This window comes from Streptomyces sp. NPDC052109, from assembly GCF_040680195.1.
In the GTDB taxonomy this organism is placed as follows: Bacteria; Actinomycetota; Actinomycetes; order Streptomycetales; family Streptomycetaceae; genus Streptomyces.
In genome coordinates, this window is record NZ_JBFAWF010000005.1 from 300,369 (window position 1) to 324,367 (window position 23,999).

Consider the following 23,999-nt stretch of genomic DNA (forward strand, 5'->3'; position numbering starts at 1 on the left):
TTCCTCCTCCGGGGGCCCGGCGGCTGTTTCCTGCGCCGGGCCCGCCGCATTTCCTTCTCCCCGGCGGTATACCTGGGGACATGCCCGACGTCCGGCTGGCCTCACCCCAGGGCAAGTGGATCCTGCTCACCACCATCCTCGGATCCAGCATGGCGCTGCTGGACTCGACCGTCGTCAACGTGGCGCTGCCGCGCATCGGCCGCGATCTGGGCGCCAGCCTGTCCGCTCTGCAGTGGACGGTCAACGCGTACATGGTCACGCTGGCCGGGCTGATCCTGCTGGGCGGCTCGCTGGGGGACCGCTACGGCCGCCGGAAGGTCTTCGTGGTCGGCGTGGTGTGGTTCGCGACGGCGTCGCTGCTGTGCGGCCTCTCGCTGAACCCGGCCATGCTGATCGCCGCGCGGGCCCTGCAGGGCGTCGGCGGCGCGCTGCTGACCCCCGGCTCGCTGGCGATCATCCAGTCGTCCTTCCACCCCGACGACCGCAGCCGAGCCGTCGGCCTGTGGTCCGGCTTCGGCGGGATCGGCGCGGCGGTCGGCCCGTTCCTGGGCGGATGGCTGGTGGCCGGCCCCGGCTGGCGCTGGGTGTTCCTGCTGAACGTCCCGCTGGCGCTGCTGTGCGTGCCGGTGGCCCTGCGGCACGTCCCGGAGTCGCGGGAGGGCGGGAAGCACGCCCGCTTCGACGTCCTCGGCGCGGCGCTGGGCGCCCTGGCCCTGGCCCTGCTGACGTACGCGCTGATCGAGGCGAGGGCGGGCACCGTGGCGGTGACGCTGAGCGGGGTAGCGGGCCTCGCGGCGGCGGTGGCCTTCGTCCTGGTCGAGCGGCACCGTCCGGACCCGATGCTCCCGCCGGGCATCTTCGCCTCGCGCCAGTTCACGGCGGTCAACCTCGTCACCCTGTGTGTGTACGCGGCGTTCGGCGGCTTCTTCTTCCTCACCGCGCTCCAGCTCCAGGTGGTGGCCGGCTACTCGCCCCTGGCGGCCGGTACGGCCCTGCTGCCGACGACGGTCCTGATGCTGCTGTTCTCCGCCCGCTCCGGGGCCCTTGCGGACCGTACGGGGCCGCGCCTGCCGCTGACGGTCGGCCCCCTCCTGTGCGCGGCGGCAATGCTGCTGATGCTGCGGGTGGGCAAGGGCGCCGACTATCCCACCGACGTGCTTCCGGCCCTCCTGGTCATGGGCGCCGGCATGGTGACCCTGGTGGCGCCCCTGACCGCGACGGTCCTCGCCTCCGTGGACGCCGCCCGGGCAGGCCTGGCCAGCGGCATCAACAACGCGGCGGCGAGAGCGGCGGGCCTGATCGCGGTCGCGGCGCTGCCGCTGCTGACGGGCATGGGGCCCGAGGCGTACCGGGTTCCGTCGGCCTTCGACGCGGCGTTCCGTCGTGCGATGCCGATCTGCGCGGGGGTGCTGGTGCTGGCTGCGGCCCTCGCCTTCGCCCTGGTCCGCAGCCCGGCCCCCGAGTGCCGCCACCCGGAATGCCGCACCCACGGCAACGTGACGACTCCGCCGCTGGAGGGGGAGCGGCGGGGCGGCTAGGAACCGTGCCCGCACATGACACCGGCATGGCGCAGGAGGCCGTGCGGTGCGCGAAACTGGACCTCATGACGATTCATGAGAACCTCCTGGGCGGCCCGCCCCCGACCCACCTGCCCGACGACCCGGAGCCCCGCGAACTCCTCGCGAACGGCACCGCCCCCGCGGACGTCGCCGCCAAGTACCCGACCTCCTCGCTCGCCTGGGCCCAGCTGGCCGACGACGCGTTCGAGCGCGGCGCGGTGGTGGAGTCGTACGCCTACGCCCGCACCGGCTACCACCGCGGACTGGACGCGCTGCGCCGCAACGGCTGGAAGGGTCACGGCCCGGTGCCCTGGGAGCACGAGCCCAACCGCGGCTTCCTGCGGGCCCTGCACGCCCTCGCCCGCGCCGCGCAGGCGATCGGCGAGCAGGAGGAGTACGAGCGCTGCGCGCAGTTCCTGAAGGACTCCTCGCCGACGGCGTCCCAGACCCTGGGCTGACCGCCGTACCGCATGCGACCGGGGCCCGCCGGACGGCCGGCCCCGGCTCAGGCCCGGGGCAGGACGGTCTCCAGGGTGATGGCCCGCAGCTCCTGCCAGCGGTCGATCAGATCCGCGCGGCGGTGCAGCACGTCGGAGACGTGCTGGACGCCGTAGAAGGACGCGACCACGACGTGCGCGGCGGCACGCGGGCTCACGCCCTCCTTCAACTGGCCCGCCTCGCCGGCCTCTTCGAACAGGTCGGTGAGCATTTTCAGCCAGCCGACGTACGGCTCGGGCAGCGGGGCGCCGATCAGCGACCGCTCGGACTGCAGCCGGGTGGCCGCCTGCACCATGGGCTCGCCGATGAACGCCTCGGTGGTGCGGTCCAGCAGCTGCAGGATGGTCTCGCGCGGGTCGAGCCCCTCCGCACGCACCTCCTTGAGGATGTCCAGCCACAGCTGGTAGTTGCCCTCGACCACCGCCACGGCCATGGCTTCCTTGTTCTTGAAGTGGAAGTACACCGCGCCCTTGGTCATGCCGACGCGCTCCGCGATGTCGACGACCGACGTTCCGGCGTAGCCGCGCTCGGCGAACAGCTCGGCCGCGGTGTCGAGCACCTGCTTGCGCGTGCGCACGGCGCGCTCCTGCTTCAGCGTGCGGTGCCCCGTGGTGGTCATCCTGTGCAGCCTTTCTGACGGACTCTGGTCGTTCAAGGGTCTCAAGGATTCCCGTTGAAATATACCTTCCCGAAGGTATATTTCTTTCCCGGGCGGGCTCCGCGAGGGGCTCGCCGACACGTGTGCTCTGCGTCTGCTTCATCCAACTCACTGGGGGAGAGTCATGAGTGTCGACGTATGGACGGTAAACGTGCACGGGGGTGCGCGGCGGGACGAGGCGGGCGGGCCCGGGCTGGAGCGGAGCGTTCCGCGCCGGCTCGTGCACAAGACGTCCGAGGACGAGGTGCTCCTGACCGACGCGGTGCGCGTCGGCCACGGACACTTCCACCTCGCGGTCCGCGGGCCCGCCGGGCACGCGCCGTTCCGTCCGGGTCCGGCCGGGCCGGCGGTGGATCCTACGCTGTTCGTGGAGATGCTGCGGCAGACCGCCATCTACCTCTCGCACCGCTTCTACGGGGTGCCCCTGGAGCACCCCTTCATCTTCTGCGACCTGGACTTCGACCTCGCCTCGGGCGGCCTCGGCCCCGCCGAGCCCGAAGAGGCGGTGTTCCTGGAGGTCGAGTGCCGCGAGACCGGGCGCCGCGGCCCGCGCGGCACCGCCATGAGCCTCGACGCCCGGCTGCTGGCCGACGGCGGCGTCCGTGCCGCGGGCAGCGTGTCCTGGCAGGCCGTGCACGCCACCCGGTACGCCGCGGTGCGCCGGCGCGGACTCGGCGGGGCCCCCGTGCCGCGGGCGGGCGAGGTGCCGTCGGCGCCGCTGCCGGCCGGCGCGGTCGTGGAGGCGCCCGAACGGGTCGGCCGCGAGCGGGAGCCGGACGTGGTGGTGGCCCGGCTCGGTGGCGGGGAGGACGAGCCTGGCGGAGTCTGGGCGCTGCGGGTGGACCAGCGGCACCCCTCGTACTTCGACCACCCCAGCGACCACGTGCCAGGGATGCTGCTGCTGGAGGCCTTCCGGCAGGCCGCGCGGGCGGCCGGGGCACCGCAGGGGCGGGTGCTGTCCGGCGGGAGCGTGACGTTCGCCGCGTTCTGCGAGCTGAACGTGCCGGTACGGATCGAGGTGCGCCCCTCCGCCGACGCGGCCGGCGGCCCGGGGCTGGTCCTCCAGGCGGTACAGGGGGACACGGTGGTGGCCACCGGCCAGGCGCGGTGGGCCGAGTGGCCGACCGCGCGGATGGCTCCCGGGCTTTCGGCGGCACTGGGCGCCGACGGCCCAGGAAAAACGTTTCTCGCCGATCGCGCGGAGGCCGCGGCATGACCGGCCGCACGACCGTTGCTCCGACCGCGCGCACGACCGTTGCTCCGGCCGGACGTACGACGCTCGTCCAGCGCGAACGCACGACCGTGGCCCGGTCGGGACGTACGGCGGCCCGGCCCGGCCGCACGACCGCTGCCCCGGCTGGACGCACAGCTGTTGTCCAGCGCGAACGCACGACCGCCCCGGCCGCAGGCACGACCGTGGTCCCGGCCGGCAGCACGGCCTTCGCCGAGAGCGGAGGTGTGGCTGTCGTCCAGGCGGGATCGGCGACTCCCGCCCAGGCCCGACCTGCGGCCGCTGCCGAGAGCGGAGGTGCGGCCGTGGTCCAGGTCGGACCTGCGGGCTCCGCCGAGGGCGGGGGTGCGGCCGTGGTCCAGGTCGGACCTGCGGCCGCCGCCGAGGAGGGAGGTACGACCGCCGCCGAGGCCGGAGGCACGACTGCCGCCGAGGTCGGACCTGCGGCCGCCGTCGAGAGCGGAGGTGCGGCCGTCGGCCAGGCCGGATCCGCGACCGCCGCCGAGGTGGGGGTGGGGTCAGAGGCCGGAACGCTCCAGGACTCGGATGCCGGGGCCCGGATCGCGCGACTCGCGCGGCTCGCCGGGGCGCGGGCCCAGCGGGCCGATGTGCGGCGGCGGCTCGATGCCGACGTCGTCGCGGAGATGGGCCGGGCGGGCTTCAACCGGCACTTCGTCCCCATCGAACACGGGGGTACGGCGGGCTCGTTCACGTCCCTGACGGCGGCGGCGGCCCGGGTGGGCGAGCGGTGCACCTCGGCGGCCTGGGTGGCCACGCTCTTCGCCGCGCACGGTCGGATCGCCGCCTATCTGCCCGAGCCGGCCCGGCACGAGCTGTGGCACGCCTCGCCCGACGTGCGCATCGCCGCGGGTGTCGCCCCGCCGGTGGTCCGGGCCCGTGCGGTGCCCGGCGGCTGGGCGCTGGCCGGGGAGTGGCCCAGTGTCAGCGGGGCCGACTTCGCGGACTGGGTGCTGCTCGCCGCCCTCGCCGAGGAGCCCGGCGGGGCGGTGTCCCGCCTCTTCCTGGTCCCCGCCGACGACTGCACCGTCCTCGACACCTGGCACCCCCTCGGCATGCGCGGCACCGGCAGCAACACCGTGCGTCTGGACGGCGTCCGGGTGCCCGCGCACCGCACGGTCGCCCGCGAGGCGCTGCTGCGGCCGCGCGCGGCGGACGCGGCGCGCTGCCACAGCGTGCCGTATCCGCTGGTGGCGGCGCTGATGTTCGCGGCACCGCTGGTGGGCGCGGCACGGGGTGCGCTCGCGGACTGGATCGGCTCGGCGCCGACCTGCGACCGCACGGAGGACGTGCTGGCCCGGTCCTCGGGCGAACTGCGCGCGGCGGAGCTGCTGGTGCGGGCCGCGGCGGAGCGGGCGGACAGCGGGGGTGTGGAGCCGCTGGCGGTGGCCGAGAACGTGCGGGACGTGGTGGCCGCGGTGGAGCTGTGCGGCGCGGCGGCCGACCGCCTGTTCAAGACGGGCGGCACTCGCGTCCAGGCGGCGGACGACCCGGTGCAGCGCCGTCGGCGGGACATCGAGGCGGGCGCCTCGCACGCGATGCTGCGCTTCGGCCCGTCGGCGCGGTCGTACGCCCGGGCGGTGTGGGGGGCGTAGTCGGGGGACGCGCCCGCACCCCGGTGCGGGGCGGTGCGCGAGGCCGTAGGGGCCGCAGGGCGGGTGCCGACGCCGGGCCGGGCCTCGCCCACCGCTCCGTGGCCGCCGGGTGCTCAGCGGTGGTGGGCGGCGCTCGGCTCGGCCCGGTCGCCGGCCGGGCGCAGGGCCGGTGACACGATGCGCCACAGGGACTCGACGCGCTCTCTGACCGGCTGTTCGCGCTGGGCGGTGGGGAGGTGCTGGAAGCCGAAGACCATCGACAGCAGGAGCTGCGCGACGGACTCGGGGGTGTGGGCCGCGCGGATCTGGCCGGCCACCCGCGCACGCTCGGCGTGGTGCACCAGGAACGCCCAGGTGTCCGCCAGCAGCATCCCGTCCTGCACCTCCGGGATCTCCGACGCCAGCCGGAACGCCGCGCGCACCCGCACGTCCGCCCAGATCGCACAGGTCAGCGCCACGGTGACGGACCGCAGCGCGGCGAGCGGTGCCAGCCGGGACGCCCGGGTCTCGGCGAGGAGACGGGTCCAGACGGTGCCGCCGTACCGGATGAGGGTGCGGGCGAGGTCCTCCTTGGAGGAGAAGTGCCCGTACAGGGCGCCCTTGGTGAGGCCGGTGTGGGCGATCACCCCGTTCAGTGTCGCGCGGGTGTATCCGAGACTGACGAACTCCTCCGCAGCGGCGTCCAGTATGACCTCGTACGTCCGGCGTGCACGGTCCTGTGTGGCCATCCCACCTCCTCGTCGGCATGGCTCGAAAAGATACCTACTCAAAGGTATCTTTTGTTAAGAGTGAGTTTCCGCCGGTGGGGAGCGCGAGTCAAGCTATAAGATACCTTCCCGAAGGTATTTTGTTTGTGGCATGGTGGAGTACGGCCGGCAGTCCGCCGACCGGGAGCGTGTGACCTAGGGGGATCGCCGCAGTGCGGAGTCAAGAGACAAGCCAGCTGGAAGCAGCCCCGGCCTTCGACGTGGTCCTGGGCCTCAGGAACGATCTGCAGCGCTACGGCGTGGAACGGATGCTGCAGTCCGCCGCCGCCGTCCGCGGCCTGCGCTCGCACACGGACTCCGCGGGCGCCGTGGAGGCGGCCCGGGACGCGGGCGCCGGGCTGCTGGTCCTGTCGGCGGACGAGGTCGACCCGTCGACGGCCGAACGGCTCGCGGCGCTCGGCCCCGACGGCCTCAAGGTGCTGCTGCTCGTCGACGACGAGGAGACGGTGGACCTCGACCGGGTCACCGCGGTGCGCAGCGCCGGTGTGCTGGCGGTGCGCGGGCTGACCGCCGACGCGCTGCACGACGCGCTGGTCCGGGTCGCCCGCGGCGAGGTGCCGCTGCCGGCCGGGCTCGCCCGTCGGCTGTTGGAGCCCGCCCGGCGCGCGCCCGCGGCCCGCCCGCTGCCCCGGCTGACCCCGCGCGAGCGCCAGACCCTCGACCTCATGGTGGACGGCCTGAGCAACAAGCAGATCGGCCGCAGGCTGGAGATCTCCGAGCACGGCGCCAAGCGCCTGGTGGCGAACATCCTCGCCAAGCTCGACTGCCCCAACCGCACCACGGCCGTGGCACGCGCCCTGCGTGAGGGCCTCTACGGCGGCGAGCGCGCCGAACTCCCCGGCTGAACCCGTTTCCCTGATCCGGACTTTGGCGGACCGTCAGAAAGGACCGAAAGGCCCATGGAATCCAGCTCGTTCACGCACGCCGCGTTCTTCGACGTCGACGAGACGCTGATCACCGTCAAGAGCATGTTCGCGTTCCGCCGTCACTGGCTGGCCGCACACGGCGACGACGACGGCGGCTCCTTCGCCGCCGAGTGGGCCGAGACCAAGGCCAGAGCCGACGCCGGGGTGGACCGTATCGAGATCAACCGCGCCTACTACCGGAGGTTCGCCGGGGTGCCGCGCGCCGAGCTGTTCGCCGCGGGGCGTGCCTGGTACGAGGAGTACCGGCGGGGCGCCGACGCCTTCGTCTCCGCCACCGTGCGGGCGGCCGCGCGGCACCGCGCCGACGGACACGCCGTGGTGCTCGTGTCCGGCTCCTTCCGGGGCGTCCTCGACCCGCTCGCCGAGGAGCTGGGCGCGCACCTGGTGCTGTGCAGCGAACCGGCCGTCGACGAGCACGGGGTGCTCACGGGTGCCGTACCGCGCCCGATGATCGGCCCCAACAAGGCGCTCGGCGTACGGGAGGTGATCGCCGGGCTGGGACTGCGCCCCGAGGACTGTTTCGCCTACGGCGACCACTCCAGCGACCTGGAGATGCTGAGCCTGGTCGGCGCCCCGCGTGTCGTCGGCGCCGACCCCGTGCTCACCGAGCACGCGCGGCGGGCCGGCTGGACCGTGCTGAGCGCGGCCACCGGCCCCGCGCCGGCCGGGGCGCCGGCGTAACCCCGGCCGCGGCAATACCACCGACGGCCGTCCGCTTCCCGCGGACGGCCGTCTTTTTCATGTGCCCGAACGGCCATGCCCGCCCCGGCATAACCGCACCGGCATACCTGTGCAGGCATGCCTGTGCCGGTATACCCGTGCCGGTATACCCGTTCGGCGACACCGAAAAGGAATGTCCGCACGGTCACGCCATTGTCCGACTGCCTGAAAGGAGCTGCCGTTATCGGCGCTCCAAAGGCTCGTTGTGGACCGCAAATAGGCCCTCTAGGCTCGGTGGCGAATCAAGCGGTGAAAAGAAAACAATTCACAGGAGAGAAGTGTGACGATATCTCTGGTGAACCGAATGGCGTCCTTCGGGGACGCCGAAGCCGTCGTGTTCCACGGCGGCACGTACACCTACCGGCAGCTGCTCGCCATGGTCGACGACTGGCGCCGGCTGCTCGACACCCACGGGGTGCGCCCCGGTGAGGTGGTGACCCTGGAGGGGGCGTACTCCCCGCGGTCCTGCGCGGGCCTGATCGCGCTGATCGAGCGCGAGGTCGTCGTGGTCCCGCTGACCACGCTCCCGGAGGCGAAGCGCGCCGAGTTCCTCGACGTCGCCGAGGTCGAGGTGACCATCGCCGTCGACGACGCCGGCGAGCACACCGTACGGCGCACCGGCCGCACCGCCGGACACGAGCTGTACGGCAGGCTGCGGGCCGCGCACCGCCCGGGCCTGGTGCTGTTCAGCTCCGGTACCACCGGCCGCAGCAAGGCCTCCGTGCTGGACTTCGCCAAGGTGCTCGCGCGCTACGGCGAGGGCGGCAGGGCACGGCGCATCCTGTCCTTCCTCAGCCTGGACCACATCGGTGGCGTCAACACCCTGCTGGCCACCCTCACCCAGGGCGGCACCGTGATCACCGTGGCCGAGCGCACGCCCGACTCGGTGTTCGCCGCGATCGAGCGGCACGGCGCGGAGGTCCTGCCGACCACGCCGACCTTCCTGAACATGGTGCTGATCTCCGGCGTCCTGGAGCGTTACGACACCTCCGCGCTGCGGCTGGTCACCTACGGCACCGAGCCGATGCCCGAACGCACCCTGCGCCGCCTCGCCCAGGCGCTGCCCGAGGTGCGCCTGAAGCAGACGTACGGACTGTCCGAGCTGGGCATCCTGCCCACCAAGTCGCGCGGCGACGACACCCTGTGGGTCAAGCTGGGCAACGCCGGCTTCGAGCACAAGATCGTCGACGACGTGCTGTGGATCCGCTCCGACATGGCGATGCTCGGCTATCTCAACGCGCCCGCGCCCTTCGACGACGAGGGCTTCTTCAACACCCAGGACGTGGTGCTGACCGACGGCGAGTGGATCAGGATCCTCGGCCGCCGCTCGGAGATCATCAACGTGGGCGGCGAGAAGGTCTACCCCAGCGAGGTCGAGAGCGTCGTCCTGGAGGTCGACGGGATCGCCGAGGTGACCGTCGGCGGCATCCCGAGCCCCGTCACCGGCATGGTCGTCAAGGCGACCGTGCAGCTGGCCGAGGGTGTCGAGGAGGACCAGCGGTCCGTGGCGCGCCGGGTGCGCGCGCACTGCGCCGGCAAGCTGGAGGCCTTCAAGGTCCCGGCGATCGTCCAGGTCTCGGACCAGCGGCACCACTCCGACCGCTTCAAGAAGACCAGGTCGCTGGTGTGACCGCCGTCCAGGACACCCCGCACACGGGCGCCGGCGGCCCGGGCGCCGGCAAGGTCGCCGTCGTCAGCGGGGGAAGCAAGGGACTGGGCAGGCTGCTGGTCGAGCGGCTGCTGGCCGATGGCTGGAAGGTCGCCACCTTCAGCCGCTCGGCGAACGAGTTCGTCAAGGACACGCTGGCCGAACAGCCGGAGCGGTTCCTGTGGGAGCCCGTGGACCTCGTCGACCGCAAGGCGCTGCGCTCCTTCGTGGGCGGCGCGGCCCGCGCCTTCGGCGGCATCGACCTGCTGATCAACAACGCGGCCGTGCTGAACAAACAGGAGCTCTTCCTGACCGCCTCGCCCCGGCAGGTCGATCTGCTCCTCGCCAGCAACCTGGCGGCCCCGATCGCCCTCGCCCAGGCCTGCGCCCGGGTCATGAGCAACCGGGGCGGCGGCCAGATCGTCAACATCTCGTCCATCAACGCCGTACGCGGATACCGGGGTGTCGCCGTCTATTCGGCGACCAAGGCCGGGCTCGACGGATTCAGCCGCAGCCTGGCCCGGGAACTCGGCCCGCTCAATATCCGGGTGAACTCCCTGGTGCCCGGATTCTTCGACAGCGAGATGACCACGGAGGTCACCGAGCAGAACCGCGAGCGCATCGCCCGCCGGACTCCGCTCGGCCGGCTCGCCGATGTCGAGGAAATCGCCGACGCCGTCCTTTTCCTCGTCTCTCCGCAGTCGTCGTTCATCACCGGACAAACCATCATCGTCGACGGAGGAATCACATGCTGAAGCCCGGTGCGGTCAAGGGCATCGTCATCGAGCACATCACCGAACTCCTGGAGGAGGCCGGGGTCGAGCACGGCGAGATCACCGGCGCCGAGCCGCTGAACGGCGTCGGCCTGTCCTCGCTGCTGCTGGCCCGGCTGATCATCCAGCTGGAGACCGACCTCGACGTCGACCCGTTCGCCGAGGAGGACCTGGTCGTCTCCGACCTGCGGACCGTCGACGACCTCGTCGACGCCTACGACCGGGCGCTCAGTGCCGCGATCGCCGTCTGACCCCCGCCCAACCCGCTGTGACCAGAACGGAGTTGTGATGTCCACCCACGAGAGCGTGGTCGTCGTCGGCGACCGGTTCGAGGAGTTCCTCGCGCAGCGCGGCACGGTCGCCGCGACGGAGCTGCTCGCCCGGCTGCGCCACGGGGACCTGCCGGAGCGGCTCACGGTGTCGGTCGGACAGGGCCTGACCGCCGACCAGCTCAGCGAACTGTCCGTCCTCGCCGCCATGCACGCCGGCACCGTCCTGATACGTCAGGGTGAGGTGCCCGCGCACGTCGAGCAGGGCCTCACCCACAAGCACGACGCGCGCAACGTCCTGATCGGCCCGGTCGAGCGGACGGCCGAGGGCACGTACCGGGCGCCGCTCCTGCTCGACGAGCGGGTCGAGGTGCTCGCCGACCACCTCACGGGGCTGCACATCCCGGCGGTCACCCTGCTGGAGGCGGCCCGGCAGACCTGGACGGTGGTCACCGAGCAGTTCCTGCTCGACCCCGGCCCGGCCACCCGGTTCGTGATCAGCTCGGTCTCCTCCGCCTTCCACCGCTTCGTCTTCCCGCTGCCGGCCACCGTGGAGTACCGGCTGCGCGGGCGGGAGGCGACTCCGGTCGGCGAGTCCCTCGCCTTCACCGTGACCATCCTCCAGGGCGGCGAGACCGCTGCCGTCTTCGAGGCGGAGATCCGCGTCATCCCGCTGAGGTTCGCCGAGAAGCAGGAGGTCATGGCCGCGCGCCTGGCCGTGCGGCAGGAGCTGGCCGCCGAACGCGAGCCCGCCCTCGCCGGCGCGGGCGGGCGGTGAGCCGGATGCTCTGGACCGTCCACTGCACCGACGGCCCCGGCGCTGCGGAGCGCCGGCGCGAGCTGCGCGCCGCGCACTCCGCCCGCCTGGGGGAGGCGTCCCCGCGGCCACTGTTGTACGGCCCCCTCGTCGCGGACGACGGGGAGACGGCCGTGGGCAGCCTGTTCGTCCTGAGTGCCGAGGACCGCGCGACGGTCCGGCGCTGGGCGGAGGAGGACCCGTTCCACACGGGCGGCGTCTGGCAGGACGTCCGTATCACCGCCCTCCGCCTGTCGGACCGCTCGCCGGTCCGCGTCCCGGAGCCGAGGGCGACCGCTCGACAGGCGTGACCGACCCGGCGCAAGGGGCGCGGGGCCGCATCGCCATGCGGCTTCGCCGCGTGGAGGCGACCAGCCCCACGCCTCCAGCCCCCCGCCCCTACCCCCACGCTCCAGCCGAAAGACAACAGACCCCTATCGAAAGGCGGTTGAGACATGTCCGCTCCCCTCCTGATCGTCACCGAGGCCCCCGTCCGCCCCGAGGCCGCCGAGCAGGCCGCGAAGGAATGGCTCGGTCTGCACGCCCGCCGCCCCTCCGGCGCCCAGCTGTACCGCTCCGTCGAGGGCGCCGACGCGCTGCTGGAGCTGCGCCCGCTCGACGACCTGAACCAGCTCCCCGCGCTGCGCGAGGAGTGGCGCGAGCAGTGGGACGCCGTCGCCCCGCACCTGGCCGGTGACTTCCGTCGCCAGGTGCAGGAGTTCGTCGAGGCGCCCAAGGACATCGACACCCCGTTGCCCGCCACGCCGTACGTCCAGCTGCGCCGGGTAGAGGTCAAGCCGCCGGTGCTGGACGAGTACCGCGCCTGGCGCGACCGCACCATCTTCGAGACGGTCCGCGGCGCCGACGAGTCCGAGGTGTGGCTGGCCTACCACTCGCTGCTCAGCACCGACGCCGGCGTGCTGTTCGTCGCCGGGTTCAGCTGCGAGCCGGAGCGGCACAACGGCATCTACAAGACCCCGGCCTACGAGGCGATCCTCGAGGAGGTCCGCGAGAAGTACATCGTGCCGGTCGGCGGCGAGGGCGGCCTGTTCACCAAGACCTACGCGCGGATCGGGGACTGAGCCGGATGCGGTCGAAGGTCTACGAGCTGAGCCTGACCACCCAGGGCCCCACCTATCCGCCCAGCGAGGTCATGAACGCCGACGGCGACTTCGTCGTCATCGGCCGGGTCAACCGGCCCGGCCCGGACGGCACGGTGACCTCCGAGTGGGGGCGCGCGATCGTCTCGGCCGACAGCCCGCTGCCGCCGCACGGCGAGCAGCTGCCGTACACCATCGTGCGCGAGCTGCCCGAGCAACTCACCGACGCGGACCGCGACATGGTGCTGTACACGCTGCCGCTGCCGCTGCCGGTCAACAACTACCCCATGCTGTTCGCCCCTGAGCAGAACCCGGGGGCCAACTCCCTGGTGCGGCCCAGCCACCCCTTCCACGAGGTGCCCATCCCCGACTTCCGTCCGGAGGACGGGCGCCGGGTGGACCGGCCCGTCACGCTCGGGCAGTGGGTGCGGGCGCAGGGGTGGCTGGAGGTCTCCCTGGTGGACGGCGGCCGCGGCGCGCGGTTCTCCTTCGAGTTCTCCGGTCTGGTCCCCGACAGCATGTACACCGTGATGTCGCTGCGGGAGAACGACCTGGCGCCGGCCCCCGTCGGCCCGTCCCGCCCGGGCCCGCTCGGTGCGCCGAACGTGTTCATGGCCGACGAGGACGGAAAGGGCCGTTACCGGGCCACGCTGCCGAACCCCTTTCCGGCGCCGGGCGCACCCGGCCCCAAGCGCATCGTGAACGTCGTGCTGCTGTGGATGAGTTACGGCATGAATTACGGTGGCGCCATCGGCCATTTCGGACTCGGCGGGGATATTCACGCGCAGCTGAAACTTCAGGGTCCGAGCTTCCAGGAATTCACCACCACAGCGGGGTGAAAAAAGGCGGAGAAGGGGATGGCCGATCGGGCATACCCGTCCGGCCACCCCGTCCGGGCACCCTACCTGGCCTGCCCGTTCGCCGTACCTCTTCGGGGTGACCCGTCGGGGTAGCGGAAAGCGGCGTTGTGGGCCGCGAGTCAACTCACTAAATTCTTCCACCAGTTGGAGGTACTGCCATGCCTGTCATTCAGGTCACTCTGTGGGAGCAGAGCGATGAGACCGCCAAGGAACTCATCGAGGAAATCACCGCGACCACGCACAAGGTACTCGGACTTCCGCTCGACAAGATCACCGTCTATCTGAGCGAAGTCCCGGCGAACCGCTGGGGCGAGGCCGGCGCGCTCGGTTCCGACCCCGATTTCCCTGAACTCAGCAGGCGACGCTGACCTCCGCGCCACCAGTCCCCCACCCAGTGAGGAAGCAGAAGACCATGGAAGAGAACGTGGTGGAGGTCCCCCGCCTCACCGGCCCGCAGCGCCGCATCGGCGCCGGGGGTCCGCTCGTCGGCGCCATCGGCCTCGGTTGCATGGGCATGAGCGGCGAGTACTACGGCCCCGCCGACGACGAACGCTCGATCCGGGTCATCAACGCCGCCCTCGACGCCGGCGCCACCCTCATCGACACGGCGGACATGTACGGCCGCGGTCACAACGAGGAACTCGTCGGCAGGGCCGTCCGCGGCCGCCGCGACGAGGTCGTCCTGGCCACCAAGTTCGGCATCCGGCTCGCGGACGGCAAGCGCTGGAACGACAACACCCCGGCCTACGCCCGCCAGGCCGTCGAGGCCTCGCTGCGCCGGCTCGGCGTCGACACCATCGACCTCTACTACGTCCACCGGTTCGACGGCGAGACGCCGGTCGAGGACACCATCGGCACGCTCGCCGAGTTCGTCCGCGAGGGCAAGGTCCGCCACATCGGCCTGAGCGAGGTCAGCGCGGCTCACCTGCGCCGGGCGCACGCCGTGCACCCGATCGCGGCCGTGCAGAGCGAGTTCTCGCTGTGGACACGCAACATCGTCGACGACGGCGTCCTCGGCGCCTGCCGTGAGCTGGGCATCGCCCTGGTCCCGTACTCGCCGCTGGGCCGCGGCTTCCTCACCGGCACCCTGCGCAGCGTGGACAGCCTGCCCGAGGGCGACTTCCGGCGCGGCAACCCGCGCTTCGCCGACGGCAGCCTGGAGGCCAACCTGCCGCTGCTCGACACCGTCTCCGCGGTCGCCGAGGCGCACGGCGCGACGCCGGGCCAGATCGCCCTGGCCTGGGTGCTCGCCCAGGGGGACGACATCGTGCCGATCCCCGGCACCAAGCGCATGGAGTACCTGGCGCAGAACCTCGGCGCCGCCGCCGTCGAGCTCAAGCAGGACGAACTGGACGCCCTGGACCGGGCGTTCCGGGCGGAGAACGTGGTCGGCGAGCGGTACCCCGCAGCGATCATGCCGGTCACCCGCTAGAGCGCCGTTCACCGGTTCCCCGGTCCCACCCGGACTCCCGGATCCGGTCCCCGGACCGCGTGGGCCCGTTCCGCCCCCCGCCCCGGGCCCACGCCCCCACCCTCGCCGGTCGCCGTCATCGCCGACCGTCACCCGTCACCCGTATCCAAGCCCCGCAGAAGGGAACCGTCATGTCCACCGAGGCCCCCGTCACCGTCAGCGAGCGAGAGGCGCACGGTGCCGAGGTCATGCGCAGTCTCGGGATCGACCCGGACGCCGTGATCGCCGGAGTCGCCCCGCTCGACGAGCGGTTCGGGCACACCATCGTCGAGTACATCTTCGGCGACATCGTCGGCCGGCCCGGACTCGACCTGCGGACCCGGCAGTTGGCGACCCTCGCCGTGCTGACCGCGCTCGGCGGCTGCGAGGCCCAGCTGGAGACCCATCTGCGGGCCACCCTGCGGGCCGGAGCCACCCGGTCCGAGATCGTCGCCCTGCTCACCCACGTCACCGCCTACGCCGGGGTCCCGCGCGTCATGAACGCCCTGGCCGTGGCCAAGCGCGTGCTGCCCCCGGCGGAGCAGTGACCCGCCCCGCCCGCCACCCCCCGATCTCTTGATCACCCCCGATCCCCCCACCAGGACCCGACTTGGAGATCTCGTGACCACCTCGCCCACGGAATTCCGGGACGCCTACGACGAGGCCCCGGCCCGTCCCGCGCCCGCCGCCCACCGCGCGGCCGCCCACGACCCCGCCGGCCGCAGCCCGCTGGTGCGCTGGCTGTCCGTGCTCACCCTCGGTCTCGGCGTGTTCGCCATCGTGACCTCGGAGCTGCTGCCGGTCGGTCTGCTGCCGCCCATCGCCAAGGACGTCGGCGTCTCGAACGGTGTCGCCGGCCTGACCGTCACCCTCTACGGTGCGGTCGCCGCCCTGACCGCCGTACCGCTGACCGCGCTGTTCAGCCGGATCGACCGCCGCTGGCTGATCACCGTGCTGATGGCCGTGCTGGTCGCCGGCAACATCGTCACCGCCCTCGCCCCGAACTACCCCGTGCTGATCGCCGCCCGCATCCTGATGGGCTTCGGGCACGGCGTGTTCTGGTCCACCGTGCCCGGCACCACCGTGCGTCTCGTCCCGGAGAAGGACGGCGTGAAGGCCACCGCGGTCGTGCTGTCCGGCATCTCCATCGCCTCCGTGCTGGGTGTGCCGCTCGGCACGTTCCTCGGGCAGCAGACGCACTGGCAGGTGGCCTTCTTCGCGATGGCCGGCCTCGGCGCGCTGGTGCTGCTGGGCGCCCTGACCCTGCTGCCGTCCCTCCCCCCGCAGGGCCGCGCCGACCTGGCCGCGCTGCGCGGGCTGCTGCGCCACGCGCCGTTCATGACCGCGCTGCTGGTCACCTCCCTGACGATGATCGGCCACTACCTCGCCTTCACCTACATCGCGCCCTACCTGGAGCAGGAGACCGGCCTGAACTCCGACCTGATCAGCGTCCTGCTGCTGGTCTTCGGAGTCGCCGGCGTCATCGGCAACTTCGTCGCCGGCGCGACCGTGGCCCGCTCGCTGCGCAAGTCGCTGCTCACGGCGATCGGCGCGATGACGCTCGCCCTGGTCGTCTTCTCCCTGCTGAAGGACTCTGAGTTCGTCGCCTACCCCGTGCTGATCGTCTGGGGCCTGGCATACGCCGCGCTGCCCCTGTGCCTGCAGACCTGGGTCATGCAGTCCGCCGGGGACGCCACCGACGCGGCCTCCTCGATGTACATCACCTCCTTCAACGCGTCGATCGCGCTCGGCTCGCTGTTCGGCGGCCTGACCGTCGACCACATCGGCCTCGGCAGCGTCACCTGGATCGCCGCGGCCCTCGCGGCGGCCGCGCTGGTCGCCGCCGCCCTCGGCAGGCAGAGCACGAGCAGCGGTTCCTGAACCGGTACGTGCGCTCCCCGGGCCCGTGGCCGGTCCGCCCCGACCGGCCACGGGCCCCGCTGTGTCCGGCGCCCCGAGAGAAAGCAGGTTCCGACGTGCACGACATCGCGACGACCGAGACGACGAGTGAGGCGACGGGTGAGGCGACGGCCGGTACGACCGCTGGACCGACCGCCGAGCCGGGCACGCCCCTCCTGACCATCCGCCCCATGCGCCACGCCGTACGGTCCCTGGGCTCGACCGCCCCCTCGTCTGCCTCGGCCCCCGCCGGCCGCGGGACGCCGCCCGCCGGCCCCGGTACCCCGCCTCACGCCTGGGCGTTCCCGCAGGGCAGCGTGCTGTCCCTGTTCGTCGTGCCCGGCCTGGTCGAGGCGCCGGCATGGCGGCGGCCGGCGCTCCACCGGAGCATCCGGTGATCACCGTGCCGCGCCCGGTGCCCGGCGGCCCGGCGCTGCGGCTGTTCCTGTTCCACCACGCGGGTGGCTCCGCGGCCTTCTACGGCGGCTGGGACCGGCACTTCCCCGCCGACTGGGAACTCTGCCTGCTGGACGCGCCGGGCCGCGGCGCCGCCGTCACCGTGCCCCGGCCGCGTGGCCTGGACGACCTGGCCGAGCTCTTCCGCGCCGCGATCCGGCCCCGCCTCGACGGCGTGCCGTACGCCTTCTTCGGCCACAGCATGGGTGCCCTGGCCGCGTACGCGACCGCCTGCCGGCTCGGCGCCGACGGGGCCGCCCCGCACTGGCTGGGCGTGTCGGCCGCGCTGCCGCCCGGAGCGCGGGACGGCGCCCCGCGCGAGCGGCACCTGATGTCCGACGCCGACCTGCGCGGCTGGGCCGGCGCCGCCGGGGGCACGCCGGGCGCCGTCCTGGAACACGCGGGCCTGTGGCGCCTCTTCGGCCGCCGGCTGCGCGAGGACCTGCGGCTCGTCGAGGAGTGGCGGCCCGGCCCGCTGCCGGTCCCGCTCTCGACCCCGGTCACCGCGTTCGGCGGCGCGCAGGACCGCACGGCACCGCCGGACCGGCTGGCCGCCTGGTCGGCGCACACCCGAGGCGGTCTCGTCGTACGCCGCTATCCGGGCGGCCACTTCTACCTGGCGGACCGGACGAACCGGCATGAACTGGTCGCGGACATCGCGACCGACCTCGCACGTTGCGTCGCACACGTCTCACTCGCCTGAAGGGCCGCCGCCTTGCGGACGCCGGGGTTGATTGCGCAGGATGCCGTGGGGACCGGGGCCCCCGTGCCGGCATCGGCAGGGGCGGACCGCTACCCGGAGCAACAAACAGGAGACAGCGATGTCCCAACCGGCTCGGCAGTCCTTGGAGACTCAGGAGCCCGAGACTCCGCATCTCGACTTCGCCGGCACGACGCCGTACGAGGACTACGTCAGGGCGGACGTGCTCACCCACCTCCAGCACACCCTCTCCGACGACCCCGGAGAGATGGTCTTCCTGGTGACGACCCAGGTCATGGAGCTGTGGTTCACGGTTCTCGTGCACGAGTGGGAGACGGCGGCGCACGCCCTGCGCTCGGACGACGTGCCCACCGCGATCGCCGCGCTGAAGCGCTCCGTACGGGAGCTGGAGGCCCTCAACGCCTCCTGGAAGCCGCTCGGCCAGCTGACCCCCGCACAGTTCAACTCCTACCGCAGTGCCCTCGGCGAGGGCTCCGGCTTCCAGTCGGCGATGTACCGGCGCATGGAGTTCCTGCTCGGCGAGAAGTCCGCGTCCATGCTCGTACCGCACCGCGGTGCCCCGCGCGCCCACGCGGAACTGGAGAAGGCGCTGCAGGAGCCCAGCCTGTACGACGAGGTGCTGAGGCTGCTGGCCCGCCGCGGCCACGCGATCCCGGCGTCCGTCCTGCACCGGGACGTGTCCCAGCGCTACGAGCCCTCCGACCAGGTGGAACAGGCCTGGACGGCGGTCTACTCCGGCGACCAGGACGCGGAACTCGCCCGCCTCGGCGAAGCGCTGACCGACGTGGCCGAACTCGTCTGGCGCTGGCGCAACGACCACCTGGTCGCCACCCGCCGCGCGATGGGCGCCAAGCCCGGCACGGGCGGCTCGGCCGGCGTGGCCTGGCTGGAGAAGCGCGCCCGCAAGAACGTGTTCCCGGAACTGTGGACGGCGAGGTCCCATGTCTGAACTGGCGCTGGAGGCGGAGAAGCGGGACGCCCAGGACGAGCTCGCACCGCTCAGATCCCGCTTTGTCCTCGACGAGGTGGTCTACCTCGACGGAAACTCCCTGGGCGCGCTGCCCGCGAACGTCCCCGACCGGGTGGCGGACGTCGTCCGCCGCGAGTGGGGCGAACTGCGCATCCGCTCCTGGGACGAGAGCGGCTGGTGGACCGCGCCCGAGCGGATCGGCGACCGCATCGCCCCGCTCGTCGGCGCGGCGGCCGGGCAGATCGTCGTGGGCGACTCCACCAGTGTCAACGTCTTCAAGGCGCTGGTGGCGGCGGTACGGATGGCGGGCGAGGACCGTACCGAGATCCTGGTGGACGCGACCACCTTCCCCACGGACGGCTACATCGCCGAGTCGGCGGCCCGCCTGACCGGCCGCACCCTGCGCGCGCCGGCCCCGTCCGAGATCCCGGCGGCGCTGACCGACCGTACGGCGGCGGTGCTGCTGAACCACGTCGACTACCGCACCGGCCGCCTGCACGACCTGCCGTCCCTCACGTCGGCGATCCACGACGCCGGCGCCCTCGCGGTCTGGGACCTGTGCCACAGCGCGGGTGCCCTGCCGGTCGGTCTCGACGAGCACGGGGTCGACCTGGCGGTCGGCTGCACCTACAAGTACCTGAACGGCGGGCCGGGTTCACCGGCCTACCTCTACGTCCGCAGGGACCTGCAACCCCGCTTCGACTCCCCGCTCCCGGGCTGGAACTCCCACACCGACCCCTTCGGCATGAGCCCGTCCTACGCACCGGCATCGGGCGCGCCGCGCGGCCGCGTGGGCACCCCGGACATCCTGTCCATGCTGGCCCTGGAGGCGGCCCTGGACGTCTGGGACGACGTCTCCGTCTCCGCCGTCCGTGCCAAGTCCCTGGCGTTGACGGACTTCTTCCTGCGCTGCGTGCGGGAGTACACCGAACCGGGGCGTGTGGAGTCCGTGACGCCGGAACGCCACGAGGAACGCGGCAGCCAGGTCGCCCTGCGCTGCCCGGACGCCGGCGAGGTGATGGAACGCCTGATCGCCAGGGGTGTCGTGGGCGACTTCCGGCACCCCGACGTCCTCCGCTTCGGCTTCACCCCGCTGTACGTCACGTTCGGCGAGACCGAGCGGGCGGCCCGGATCCTGGGGGAGGAACTGGCGTAACGGAGGGGTCCGGATCCGGGCGGAGCAACTGGCGTGACGGAGGGGCCCGGATCCGGGCGGAGGAGCCGGGGCCATGGGCGCGGTCCGGTGGAGGGCAACCTTTTCACCAGGCCCGTTCCCATGGCTTTTCCCGCAGCTTCTCCTGCGGAGCCGTCTGCCCTCACCCTCCGTCACATCCCCGTGTCCCCGCACGTCACCGGCCTGATACCGTCCCGCCAACGGCGAACGCGAATTCCCCCACCTGGTCCGCCGGAACGCCAAACAGGTTCCATCGCTGAGAGGTTGGAGCATGCCGGACGACGCCGCGGCGGCCCGCGCCGCCGCTGAAGAGGAGTCGGCCTTCTCGCACCCGCCGGTCGACCCGGACGTCACCTCCGTGTACGGCACCCACCCCGACCAGGTGATCGACTTCTACGCCCCCCGGACCGCCGCGGAGTCCCCCGCCCCTCTGGTGGTGGTCCTGCACGGCGGCGCCTGGCGCGCCCGCTACGACCGCCGTCACCTCACCCCCTTCGCGGACTTCCTGGCCCGCCGGGGTTTCGCGGTGGCCAACGTCGAGTACCGCCGCGGCGGGGACCTCCTGATCCCCGGGCAGAACAGGGGTGCCGGCGACGCCGACCCGCCGGCCGGCCGCTGGCCCGACACCTTCGAGGACGTCGCCGCCGCCCTGGACGCCTTGCCCGGCCTCGTCCGTGAGGCGCTCCCGCAGGCCGACCCGCGCCGCACCGTCCTCACCGGTCACTCGGCCGGCGGCCATCTGGCCCTGTGGGCGGCGGCCCGCCACGTCCTGCCCCCGGACGCCCCCTGGCGCACCGACCAGCCCACCCCGCTGCGTGGCGTCGTCGCCCTGGCCCCGATCGCGGACCTCGACGTGGCGGAGAAGCTGGACGTCTGCGGCAACGCGAGCCTGCAACTCCTCGGCGGCCACGACAGCTTCGCCGAGCGCCGCCCCTACGCCGACCCCGTCCTGCTCCTCCCGACGGGGATCGCGACGACCCTCGTCCAGGGGCGCACGGACCTGGTGGTGCCGCAGGCGGTGGCCGAGTCGTACGCGGACGCGGCGGCCAAGGCGGGGGAGGTGGTGGGCCTGACGCTGCTGGAGGACGTGGGCCACTTCCCGCTGATCGACCCCGCGGCGGACGCGTGCGCCGTGGTGGCGGAGGAGATCGCCCAACTCGCCTGGTGAGGACCGGAGTCCGCCACCGGGCGAGGGCCGTGGGCCGCCTCTGCGGGTCGGCCCGGTGATACCCGTAGTACTTGAGAGCTACCCCGCAAGACAGCTCCCTGGCGGGACGCCGACGACAGGCGCCGACCCATAACTTCCTTCTCGGACACGCCCGATGGCCGGGCATCCGAAAGGAAGCCCGACCATGGGGCGCACCCAGCACGATCCCCTGCTCACGGACCCGCAGCCGCCGACGGCTGTGTCGCCCCACGAGCGCCTACCGCACCCGACGACGAAATCCTCACGGGTGATGTCGGCGGGAGGTCCTGTCCCGCCGAAGGCGACCCGCGCCCGCGCGTGGCGTCGCGCTCTCCTCGCCACCGTCCTCACCGCGGCCATAGCCGTTCCCCTCTCCGGCGCCGCCCGGCCCCGGATCCCCGCCCCGGCCCCCGCCACCCTGCCCCCGATCACGGCGGCGACCCTGCAGACGGCCTACGCCGCCAACCGCGCCAACGCCACCCGCGCCGCCCGGATGGCCGCCGCGCACGGCGACGCCCACCGTGCCTCCGCCGACCGCACCCTCGCCTCGCCCACCCGCCACCTCCTCGCCTTCGACGGCCGAGGCGCCGGCCAGGCCACGGAGGTGCTCGGCGACCTCGCCCACGCGGATCACATAGCGGTCCTGGTCCCCGGTTCGGACACCTCCCTGGACACCTACGACCGCTTCCACAGGGCAGCCGCGTCCCTGTACGGGGACCTCGCCCACCGCGCCGCCCGAGGCACCCGCACCGCGGTCGTCGCCTGGCTCGGCTACGCCACGCCCGCCACCGTCAGCCCCGCGGTGACCACGACCGGCCGTGCCGACGAAGCCGCCCCTCACCTGCGCGCCTTCGTCCGCCGGCTGCGCGCCGCGGCTCCGGCACGAGCGCACCTCTCACTGCTGTGCCACTCGTACGGCACGGTCGTCTGCGGCCGGGCCGCCTCCGGCCTGGACACCGACGACATCGCCCTCGTCGGCAGCCCCGGCACCGGCGCGGACTCCGTCCCGGCCCTGCACACCCGCGCGAGGGTCTGGGCGGCCCGCGGCAGCGAGGACTGGATCGCCGACGTGCCGCACGTCAGTGCCGACCTCTTCGGCACGACCGTCGGCTTCGGCACCGACCCGGTCTCCCGCGCCTTCGGCGCCCGGGTCTTCGACGCGGCCGGCGCCGACCACAGCGGCTACTTCACCCCGGGCTCGGTCTCCCTCGCCAACCTGGCCCGGATCACCCTCGGCGAGACCTCGGAGGTGACCCGTGCCTGAGCCCGCCGCCAACTCGTCCACCACCCACCGCACCACGCCCCACGCGACCCCGGCATCCTCTGCTCGATCGCAGCCGCAGCCGCACCAGCCGAAGGCGAGCGCGCCCCACGAGAGCCGCCGCCCCACCAAGCCGAAGGCGACCCGCAGGCCCCTCACCCCCGCCACCGCCCTCCACACCCTGCGCCACGCCGCCCACCGCATCGACACCGCGACCCCCGCCTCCCGGGACCGAGCCGTGGACGCCCTGCGGGCGTTCGCCATCTCCGGTGTCGTCCTGGGCCACTGGCTGGTGACCGCGCTGGTGGCGCGGGACGGCCAACTGCACACCGCCAGCCCGCTCCAGCACATGCCCCAACTGGCCCCGGTCTCCTGGCTGTTCCAGACCCTGGCCGTGTTCTTCCTGGTCGGCGGCCATGTGGCGACTCGAAGCCTGGCCACCGCCCGCGACCGAGGCGACCCCTACCGCTCCTGGCTGCGCGCCCGCCTGACCCGCCTCCTCCGCCCGGTGGCCGCACTCCTGTGCCTGTGGGCGGTGACCGCCACGGCCCTCCTCCTCACCGGCACCCCCCTCGCCACGGTCGAGACCCTGGTCAAACTGGCCCTGTCACCCCTGTGGTTCCTCCTGGTCCTCGTCGCCCTGACGGCCGCCACCCCACTCCTGGCCCGCCTCAGCCCCCTCTGGCCCCTGGCGGTCGTCCTGCACGTCGACCTCCTCCGGTTCGGCCTGCATCTGGGCCCGTCCTGGCTCGGCTGGCTGAACCTCCCGGCCGGCTGGCTGGTCCCGTACACCCTGGGCGCCGCCTGGACCCGTGGCGAACTCGACAGCCGCCGCGCGGCCCGGGTCCTCCTCCTCGGCGGTACGGCGGCCACGGCCCTGCTCATAGCCTGCGCCGGATACCCGGCGTCCATGGTCGGCGTGCCCGGCGCGCGGATCTCCAACCTCGACCCCCCGACCCTGGCGGCCGTCACCTTCGGCCTGGCCCAGTGCGGCCTCGCCCTCCTCCTGCGCGACCGGCTGCGCCGCGCGATGGCCCGCCCGCTGCTCTGGGCGGCGGTGGCCCTCGTCAACCTGTCCGCGATGACGATCTACCTCTGGCACCAGACGGCGATGATGGCGACGACGGTCACGGGTCTGCCGGCCGGCCGGCTGCCCGGCCTGCACACCTCACCCGACTCCCTGGGCTGGGTGGCGTACCGCCTCGCCTGGCTCCCCGTCTTCGCCCTGGTCCTGGTCGTGTGCTGGGCGGCCTTCCGCCACCTCGAACAGGGCCCCCGCCGCCCCCGTCACCGCACGTCGCACGTGGTTAGCCGCCATGTGCCCCGCGCAAAGAACCAGCGCAGTGCCTAATGTTGACGTCGTGAAGCCCGCGGACCCCCACGACCTGGACCAGTCCCACGCCTCCGCCGGCGCCACCCCCACCCCCGCGCCCACCACCCCCGGAGCCGAGCCCGGCCGCATCC

General features: G+C 73.1%; 26 protein-coding genes. 24 read left to right on the forward strand and 2 right to left on the reverse strand.

From position 1 onward, the window contains the following. Positions 1-80: 80 nt before the first annotated feature. Positions 81-1,538 carry an MFS transporter gene (locus tag AB0L59_RS14255; protein ID WP_365582616.1) on the forward strand — a complete coding sequence of 486 codons (1,458 nt, stop codon included), beginning with the start codon at positions 81-83 and terminating at the stop codon, positions 1,536-1,538. 65 nt (positions 1,539-1,603) lie between these two features. Further along, positions 1,604-2,017 (forward strand): DUF3151 domain-containing protein, encoded by a 414-nt coding sequence (locus tag AB0L59_RS14260; RefSeq protein ID WP_365582617.1) that lies wholly within the window; start codon positions 1,604-1,606, stop codon positions 2,015-2,017. 47 nt (positions 2,018-2,064) lie between these two features. Here AB0L59_RS14260 and AB0L59_RS14265 read toward each other — a convergent pair whose 3' ends face one another. After that, complete coding sequence (locus AB0L59_RS14265) at positions 2,065-2,676, reverse strand: ScbR family autoregulator-binding transcription factor (protein ID WP_365582619.1); 612 nt, start codon at positions 2,674-2,676, stop codon at positions 2,065-2,067. Positions 2,677-2,839: 163 nt separating this feature from the next. Between AB0L59_RS14265 and AB0L59_RS14270 the strand changes: the two genes are divergently transcribed. Both AB0L59_RS14270 and AB0L59_RS14275 read left to right on the forward strand, forming a co-directional pair. Next, positions 2,840-3,931 carry a ScbA/BarX family gamma-butyrolactone biosynthesis protein gene (locus AB0L59_RS14270; RefSeq protein WP_365582621.1) on the forward strand — a complete coding sequence of 364 codons (1,092 nt, stop codon included), beginning with the start codon at positions 2,840-2,842 and terminating at the stop codon, positions 3,929-3,931. Next, complete coding sequence (locus AB0L59_RS14275; protein ID WP_365582622.1) at positions 3,928-5,559, forward strand: hypothetical protein; 1,632 nt, start codon at positions 3,928-3,930, stop codon at positions 5,557-5,559. The genes AB0L59_RS14270 and AB0L59_RS14275 overlap by 4 nt, the downstream gene beginning before the upstream one ends. A 113-nt stretch (positions 5,560-5,672) precedes the next feature. Here the strand turns inward: AB0L59_RS14275 and AB0L59_RS14280 are convergent, their stop codons facing one another. After that, complete coding sequence (locus AB0L59_RS14280; protein ID WP_365582623.1) at positions 5,673-6,287, reverse strand: TetR/AcrR family transcriptional regulator; 615 nt, start codon at positions 6,285-6,287, stop codon at positions 5,673-5,675. A 191-nt stretch (positions 6,288-6,478) separates the two neighbouring features. Between AB0L59_RS14280 and AB0L59_RS14285 the strand changes: the two genes are divergently transcribed. The 20 genes from AB0L59_RS14285 to AB0L59_RS14380 all read left to right on the forward strand — a co-directional run bounded on the left by AB0L59_RS14285 (position 6,479) and on the right by AB0L59_RS14380 (position 23,886). After that, on the forward strand, positions 6,479-7,171 hold the full coding sequence (locus tag AB0L59_RS14285) for a response regulator transcription factor (protein WP_365582624.1): 693 nt from the start codon (positions 6,479-6,481) through the stop codon (positions 7,169-7,171). A 54-nt stretch (positions 7,172-7,225) separates the two neighbouring features. Then, positions 7,226-7,933 (forward strand): HAD-IB family hydrolase, encoded by a 708-nt coding sequence (locus AB0L59_RS14290; RefSeq protein ID WP_365582625.1) that lies wholly within the window; start codon positions 7,226-7,228, stop codon positions 7,931-7,933. A gap of 319 nt (positions 7,934-8,252) precedes the next feature. Then, positions 8,253-9,602 carry an AMP-binding protein gene (locus tag AB0L59_RS14295; RefSeq protein ID WP_365582626.1) on the forward strand — a complete coding sequence of 450 codons (1,350 nt, stop codon included), beginning with the start codon at positions 8,253-8,255 and terminating at the stop codon, positions 9,600-9,602. After that, entirely contained in the window at positions 9,599-10,375 is a 777-nt protein-coding gene (locus AB0L59_RS14300) for an SDR family oxidoreductase (protein WP_365582628.1), read from the forward strand. Before AB0L59_RS14295 ends, AB0L59_RS14300 begins: the two co-directional genes overlap by 4 nt. Further along, a complete protein-coding gene (locus tag AB0L59_RS14305) occupies positions 10,369-10,644 on the forward strand; it encodes a phosphopantetheine-binding protein (protein WP_365582629.1) in 276 nt (91 codons plus the stop codon). Before AB0L59_RS14300 ends, AB0L59_RS14305 begins: the two co-directional genes overlap by 7 nt. Before the next feature lie 37 nt (positions 10,645-10,681). Beyond that, the gene (locus tag AB0L59_RS14310) at positions 10,682-11,440 is read left to right on the forward strand and encodes an AfsA-related hotdog domain-containing protein (RefSeq protein ID WP_365582630.1); all 759 of its coding nucleotides are present in this window, start codon (positions 10,682-10,684) and stop codon (positions 11,438-11,440) included. 5 nt (positions 11,441-11,445) lie between these two features. Then, complete coding sequence (locus tag AB0L59_RS14315) at positions 11,446-11,769, forward strand: YciI family protein (RefSeq protein WP_365582632.1); 324 nt, start codon at positions 11,446-11,448, stop codon at positions 11,767-11,769. Between the two features lie 144 nt (positions 11,770-11,913). Beyond that, complete coding sequence (locus tag AB0L59_RS14320; protein WP_365582633.1) at positions 11,914-12,540, forward strand: hypothetical protein; 627 nt, start codon at positions 11,914-11,916, stop codon at positions 12,538-12,540. Between the two features lie 5 nt (positions 12,541-12,545). Further along, on the forward strand, positions 12,546-13,397 hold the full coding sequence (locus AB0L59_RS14325; RefSeq protein ID WP_365582634.1) for a hypothetical protein: 852 nt from the start codon (positions 12,546-12,548) through the stop codon (positions 13,395-13,397). 179 nt (positions 13,398-13,576) lie between these two features. Then, complete coding sequence (locus AB0L59_RS14330; protein ID WP_365582635.1) at positions 13,577-13,786, forward strand: tautomerase family protein; 210 nt, start codon at positions 13,577-13,579, stop codon at positions 13,784-13,786. Positions 13,787-13,830: 44 nt separating this feature from the next. Further along, the gene (locus AB0L59_RS14335) at positions 13,831-14,850 is read left to right on the forward strand and encodes an aldo/keto reductase (protein ID WP_365582636.1); all 1,020 of its coding nucleotides are present in this window, start codon (positions 13,831-13,833) and stop codon (positions 14,848-14,850) included. 170 nt (positions 14,851-15,020) lie between these two features. Beyond that, entirely contained in the window at positions 15,021-15,416 is a 396-nt protein-coding gene (locus tag AB0L59_RS14340) for a carboxymuconolactone decarboxylase family protein (protein ID WP_365582638.1), read from the forward strand. Between the two features lie 73 nt (positions 15,417-15,489). Continuing rightward, positions 15,490-16,749: an MFS transporter gene (locus tag AB0L59_RS14345; protein WP_365582639.1), complete on the forward strand. Its 1,260-nt coding sequence runs from the start codon at positions 15,490-15,492 to the stop codon at positions 16,747-16,749. A 95-nt stretch (positions 16,750-16,844) separates the two neighbouring features. After that, positions 16,845-17,165: a hypothetical protein gene (locus tag AB0L59_RS14350; RefSeq protein WP_365582641.1), complete on the forward strand. Its 321-nt coding sequence runs from the start codon at positions 16,845-16,847 to the stop codon at positions 17,163-17,165. After that, complete coding sequence (locus AB0L59_RS14355) at positions 17,162-17,926, forward strand: thioesterase domain-containing protein (protein WP_365582643.1); 765 nt, start codon at positions 17,162-17,164, stop codon at positions 17,924-17,926. The genes AB0L59_RS14350 and AB0L59_RS14355 overlap by 4 nt, the downstream gene beginning before the upstream one ends. A 118-nt stretch (positions 17,927-18,044) precedes the next feature. Continuing rightward, complete coding sequence (locus tag AB0L59_RS14360; RefSeq protein ID WP_365582644.1) at positions 18,045-18,893, forward strand: tryptophan 2,3-dioxygenase family protein; 849 nt, start codon at positions 18,045-18,047, stop codon at positions 18,891-18,893. After that, positions 18,886-20,070, forward strand: a complete 1,185-nt coding sequence (kynU, locus tag AB0L59_RS14365; protein WP_365582645.1) for a kynureninase — start codon at positions 18,886-18,888, stop codon at positions 20,068-20,070. The genes AB0L59_RS14360 and kynU overlap by 8 nt, the downstream gene beginning before the upstream one ends. 289 nt (positions 20,071-20,359) lie before the next feature. Continuing rightward, on the forward strand, positions 20,360-21,256 hold the full coding sequence (locus tag AB0L59_RS14370) for an alpha/beta hydrolase (RefSeq protein ID WP_365582647.1): 897 nt from the start codon (positions 20,360-20,362) through the stop codon (positions 21,254-21,256). A 289-nt stretch (positions 21,257-21,545) separates the two neighbouring features. Then, on the forward strand, positions 21,546-22,538 hold the full coding sequence (locus AB0L59_RS14375; protein ID WP_365582745.1) for an alpha/beta hydrolase: 993 nt from the start codon (positions 21,546-21,548) through the stop codon (positions 22,536-22,538). Between the two features lie 178 nt (positions 22,539-22,716). Continuing rightward, positions 22,717-23,886, forward strand: coding sequence for an acyltransferase (locus AB0L59_RS14380; RefSeq protein WP_365582747.1), 1,170 nt, complete (start codon positions 22,717-22,719; stop codon positions 23,884-23,886). The last annotated feature ends 113 nt before the right edge of the window (positions 23,887-23,999 follow it).